This window comes from Shewanella sp. 1180_01 (assembly GCF_052850535.1).
The window spans coordinates 1-6,331 of record NZ_VXCT01000099.1 but is presented as its reverse complement, the minus strand read 5'-3'; the positions used below and the strand labels follow the sequence as shown (position 1 = coordinate 6,331).

Here is a 6,331-nt window from a genome sequence, read left to right as displayed (position 1 = left end):
CCAGGTGGCTAGGGCTGCGTATTCTACGCATTTCCCGTTTCGCGTCAAGGAGTATTTTCAACTTCTTGCTGCGATTGAATTAAGTGCCATTCTCAACAGAGAGTAAGCCATTCAATTCAATCTAACTCGTCAGCTTGCTTTCGCTGTCTGCCGTGTCAGTGGATGCGCATTATAGGGAGCAGGAGATTTTGTGCAACCCCTATTTTAAGGAAATTTGCAGTTAATTCATATTCTTCAAGCTAGTCACAAGATACTCACCACTTACCCCCAAACTTATCCACACACCGCTCAATTTTGAGTCAGTTCCAGCTTAATATGAGGTTGGATTGGCCTGTATTACTACGGATAAGGCATGGGATTTTCGTTGATTATCGAGGCCAAAGGTAGGTTCTTGGTGCTGCCTGTTTAGTTTTAATAGGCGAACGACTGATTAAAGAGACTCTTTAACGACTTAATCAGAGATACCGGTCTTACACAACGCTGATACTGGTCACTTGTATACTATGGACTTATCTCTTGGCTCTAAGTTGGCTCATTAAAACCGTCATATATATTAAGAGTGGTAACCTTCTTTCATATAGTAGCGCCAAATAACAATGCTAAAAAAATACCCGCCAGTGGCGGGTATTTTCTCATTTAGCTATTGCGTTAAACGCTGAGCTTATTCTTCAACTGGCGAGACCACGAATAGTAAGTCACCTTGAGACACTTGCTGACCATTGCTGTTCAGGATGCGCTCGATGCGATACTTCTTATCCTCAGGGTACAGAATCGCACTCTGACGGTTAAAGCCGGCTAAGGTAACTTGCGAGAACATCTTCATCGCTTCTGTGAGTGCTAGCGTTTGATCTACTGTGACGATGTCACCTTCTTTCACAAAATCCGCTTCACCCGGTGCAGAAGAGGTATAGAAGATACCTGCTCCTTGGGCTAACACTTTCAGTTCGTTACTTTCACCAACACGCAGTGACTCAGTGTCCACTTCCATTGTTTCAGCTGCGGCTTCCATTTCAGCGATCAACGCAGGAATGTCCAGCTCAGCCATTAAACGTGGCAGATAGTTAGTATCGTAAACCCCTTCGTTGAAGGTACCGTCTTTGAGGATCAGCTTGAGTAACGGAATGTTAGTCGCAATGCCTTTCAGCACTACGCTGTCTAAGTATTCGTACAGTTTGGCAATCACATCCTCACGGTTTTCACCGCGCATGATGATTTGCGCAATCAAGCTATCATAGTATGGCGATACTTCTTTACCTGGCGCAGCAATCGAAATGATTTCTACATCTGGATGTTCTGGGAACACACATTCAGTGATCTTGCCTGGATTTGGGATCAGCTGCAGTATGCCATGGCTATCGAGCGCCGCTTTCTCAGCCGTCACACGTACTTCCATCGCATAACCAATTTCTTTCGGCTCCAACGCTTCAATTGAACGGCCAGCGGCGATATCAAACTGCGCGCTAACGATATCAATACCTGACGTCGCTTCCGTTACTGGATGCTCAACCTGCAGACGCGTGTTCATTTCCATGAAGTAGACTTCGTTTGCATCTAAGTTATAGATGAACTCAACGGTACCTGCGCCCATGTAATCGGTCGCGTCACCTAAAGCACGGGTATAAGCCAGTACTTGTCTCTTCAGCTCATCTGGCAACATAGTTGAACCAGACTCTTCGACCACTTTTTGGTTGTTACGTTGAACCGAACAGTCACGCAAACCTAATACTTTGGCGTTGCCGAACTTGTCACGCAGTAACTGCACTTCGATGTGACGCAGCGATGTCACATATTTCTCTAGGTACAAGTCACCGTTACCAAAGGCAGCAGCCGCTTCAGTCGCAGTTTTTTGGAATAGACCAATCATGTCTTCAGGGCGTTTCACTACCTGAATACCTTTACCGCCACCACCTTGTACCGCTTTAAGCAGTACTGGATAACCGATTTCGCTCGCCACGTTTATGGCTTGCTCAGCATTGGTCAGAATGCCGTGAGAACCAGGTACGACAGGTACATTTTGCGCTTGTGATGTCTTAATGGCGTTCGACTTGTTACCCATAGTCGTCATTGAATGCACGCTAGGGCCAACAAAGTTAACACCGTTATTCACACATAAGGCAGCAAACTGCGGGCTTTCAGATAAGAAACCGATACCTGGGTGCAATGCATCCACTTGCTCATACTCGGCTACTTTCAGCACTGAGTATGCGTTCAAGTAACTTTCGTCCGAGGTATTACCCCCTAAACAAACTAACTTGTCGGTGTCTTTCAACATGTCGGCTGGTACTGACGTCATATCAGGATCAGACGCCACTAATACCACATTGATATTATTGTCGTGAGCCTTACGGATCAGTTTCACCGCAGTACAACCACGGGCGTGAACCAATACTTTGTTAATTGGCTTCATTAACTGGCGTGGATCGTTCTGTACGATCACATCTTCTTCAACAGCTGCTTCAACCACTAAGGTCGATAGTGCATTGATGATCACGTCGTTAATTTTTGCCGAAGGCATTGGCATCAGAGGATCGATACCTGCTAACTGAGTGTCTAAATTGTCGCTGAATGGGTTGTGGACTAAGCCCGCCATCGCGCCAGGTACTTTTGACAAGTAGTTAGACAGCGTTGCCGTTGATGGTAAGTAAGCTGGCACCACCATTTGACCCGCGAACGGCATGTTAGTACCAGACAGGTAGTAAGTTTGCACTAATGGGTGAGTCACAAAACTCGCCTGCGCACCACCGGTACAGTCACCAAAACCAAACATCAATACTGGCAATTCGTTATCACGAACAAAGCGCGTGATACGGTCGTTCACCACAGCCATAGAGAATAGCGCCGCGGCACCTTCTTTAGTCTGCATCCCGCCTGAACTGATAAAGCACACGACAGGTAATTTACGCTTAGCACACTCGATCAACAGCGCTGAGAATTTCTCGGCACTAGCCATATCGAATGCACCGGCTTGGAATGCAGTGTTAGACACAGCCACACCCACGCGAACTTTTTGACCTTTTTCTTTAAAGTCAGCAATACCTGTGATCAAACCACATGGGCGAATGCCTTTATCTAACGCGTCTTCGATCGATAAACGGAAGCCTGGGAAGTTGAGCAAGTTAGCCGACATCTTGTCGCCATTGATCTCTTCGAAATTGGTAAAGAACTGTTTAACCACATTTTCCCAAGTCATGTTGCCTTTACGTTTTTCGTCACGCAGCACTTTTTGGATCAATAAATCCTGATAACCCATGGTCAAGCGGTTCCAGAAGTCCTTACGACGACCGATACGCACTGGGTTGATCGCGCCAGTGTACTTGCTGGTATCGCTTTCGCTATCGAAATACTCAGGCAGTAAACGTTCGAAGAAGTAAGTCAGTACCACGAATAGACTGTCGTTAAGCTGCGGGAAACCCACACTCTTCCACTGTTCTACGCGGACTAATAAATCTGCACGGTTAGATTGACCCATGAAGTATTTAAGCCACTTGTAGAACTTAGCTTTGTCGTTCGAGGTATCTTGTGTCGACATTGCATGGTCAATTGACTTGTGCAGCAGGTTGTTCACTGAATTACGTGACAAACTCTTCGACATCATGGCTTCTTTCGCGATTGACGCTAAGCTACCGACAACGTTGTCGTACAAGGCATTGAAGATCAGAATGTTATGGCATTGCCAAATAAAGTCTTCACGCAGTTCTTCATTCACAACCACATCGAGTACGGTCAGCTGATTCAGCTCAGGCCATTTAGCTTGAGTCACAGACTTTGGCAAACTTTCTAAGTGCTGAATCAGCCCTTTAAAGTTGTTAGCCGCATTGCTCTTCCAGCGGTGATACAAAGACCAGCTGATGTTAAATAACAGCGCCTTACGTGCTTTCTTATAGTTCTCTTTTGGTTCACCCAAAATCAAACGAGTCAGCATGTTACGCTCGGTAGACACTTCATCACGCTTAGCGACAAAGGTGGTCCACAATTTGTTCAGTTCTTCGTCATAAACCAGTTTATCTGGGTTAGATAACCAAGCTTGGAACACACGGTCTTGTTCTTGTTGGATACGCGCCAACAGATCACCTTCTGGCACGCTAGCACGTGACAGACGACCATATTGTTCTTGAGAAATCGAATGGATACGGCTACGCAGCGTTAAATAACGCAGATAACGATAGGCGCTACCGAACAGGTTGTGGTGACTGGTTGGGCTCGTTGCCACAGCCAATTCTGCGTTCAGTTCCAAAGCCATCAAGTTTTTAGATGGATTTAGGAAACGAGTTAAGCTGCGGTCATAATGCTCACGTAAATCTTTAGATTCACGCACAAAATTCATCGCTGCACGCTCAACCGCTTCTACGCTGCTAATAATAGCGCGGCGCAAATTGTGCTGACGCTCATCACGGTCACCCGGTGAAAAGTCGATGATACCGTCGATACAGCCTGAGGTATAAAGCTCTTCTGGTGATACACCCACAGATTTCGCACATTCTTGCCAAGATAAGTTGTACTTACGGGCAATACTTTGCAGACCTTGTGGCTGGATCGTGTTGAAAATACCGTCACGCAACGACAACAGAATGTTCGCCGCCGCTAATGGAATCGCACCACCAGAATAACCGGCACCGATCACAATACCGACTGTCGGTACGTCAACGTTAGCGCTTTCTGCGATAGCTTTAGAAATTGAATGCGCTTGGTTTTGGCTGTTAGCGATTTCGCCAGCATCAGCTCCAGGAGTATCAATTAAATAAATAATAGGCATAGACAATTCGGCAAAATGACGAATTGCTTTACAGGCGGCGTAATGATGCTCAGGCATCCAAGCACCGTTTGCGGTAGTGCGTTCTTGGGCGATAAAGCCAATACGACGAGTGCGTGAACCAAAGTTCAGCTCGACCTCAGCACTGTAAAAAGAGCCCAAGTGAGTTTCGGTAATCAAGCGACCTTTAAGATCGGCAATGATACGTTTTGCACCAGGACGACCTTTATCTTGGGTCGGCTGGATCACTTTAGTAACGTAACCGTCGACATCTAACGATGCCAAGTCTTTCAAGTTTGCCTGGATGGCATCCTCATTTAAAAGACCTTTAATTTCTTCCGATAAACTCTGTTTGCTGTGCTTAGGAAACAGAGAAAAATCCTTTGCCAAATGCTCGGCTTGTAAAAAAAGCGGATCGGGCGTTTGGGCTTGAGTCATGTGTGTGGGCTGATTATTGCTGGTCATCAAAAGATCCTCTGCTTAGCCTCTGAAAATTTTTAGCCAATAAATATAACTTTGTTATCCCGTCAAATGCCATTAAACTGCATAAGACGCTATGTTCCAAATATGAGACAGTGGGAAAAACATGCCAGATTTAAACGGTATGATGCTATTTGCAGCCGTAGTTAGAGCTAAGGGATTCTCCCAAGCTGCACGTGAAACCGGCCACCCAAAATCCACCATAAGTCGCAAAATCGCGCAGCTTGAAGAACAACTTGGCGTGCGATTGCTACAGCGCGACACCCGTAATTTGAGTCTGACCCAAGTCGGGGCACTCTTTTACCAACACTGTGATTCCATTCGCAATGAGGTGGAAGCGGCCAAGGCTGTTATCGAGAATACTCACGATGATGTGTCAGGATCATTACGGATTGCGATCCCTGTGTCATTTAGCCAAGAACTTATCGCTAACCTCTGTAGCGGATTTATGCGTTTATATCCCAATGTTGAATTAGATGTCCAGTTTACCGACAACGATATTGGTTTGGTCGGCGAAGGATATGACATAGCCATCAAATATGGCCCACTTCAATCGTCGGACTTAGTCGCACGATTACTGTTTGAACGCCAACCGATTTTAGTCGCAAGCCCAGGTTACTTAAAACTCAAAGGCACACCCGCAACGCCAAAAGAACTCAGCCTGCACAGTGGCATTTTATTGGGGACTTCTCGCTCGGCGCCGATTTGGCCACTGGGTAAAGGTTCGCGTAAAACCATGGCGAACTTTCAGCGTAAAGTGCGGGTCAATAGCCCTATCATGGTAAAACAGTTAGCCATGGATGATTTTGGCATCGCCATGTTATCCAATTCGGCCTGTAAGACCGAACTTGCCAATGGGCAGCTAGTACCGATTTTACAGGAATGGCCGATTGAACCCTTTAAGGTTTACGGGGTTTATTCGAGTCGACGTCAACTGGCTACCAACATCAGCGTCTTTTTGGATTTCTTCGTAAAACGCTTCAGCAGCCAAGAAAGCCTGCAATCCCTCATGGGCTAGTTTTAATCTCGCATAAAGGAAACCTGTTTCAAAAAAGCCCAATAAAAAAGCCTAGATTTGAGTCTAGGCTTTTAGTATCACGA

General features: G+C 46.0%; 2 protein-coding genes. One reads left to right on the top strand and one right to left on the bottom strand.

The features are described from left to right. Nucleotides 1-661: 661 nt before the first annotated feature. The gene (locus tag FW758_RS23925) at nt 662-5,215 is read right to left on the bottom strand and encodes an ATP-binding protein (RefSeq protein WP_446446749.1); all 4,554 of its coding nucleotides are present in this window, start codon (nt 5,213-5,215) and stop codon (nt 662-664) included. Between the two features lie 121 nt (nt 5,216-5,336). Here FW758_RS23925 and FW758_RS23920 point away from each other — a divergent pair, with 121 nt between their 5' ends. Beyond that, nucleotides 5,337-6,248, top strand: a complete 912-nt coding sequence (locus tag FW758_RS23920) for a LysR family transcriptional regulator (protein ID WP_006082994.1) — start codon at nt 5,337-5,339, stop codon at nt 6,246-6,248. Nucleotides 6,249-6,331 lie beyond the last annotated feature (83 nt).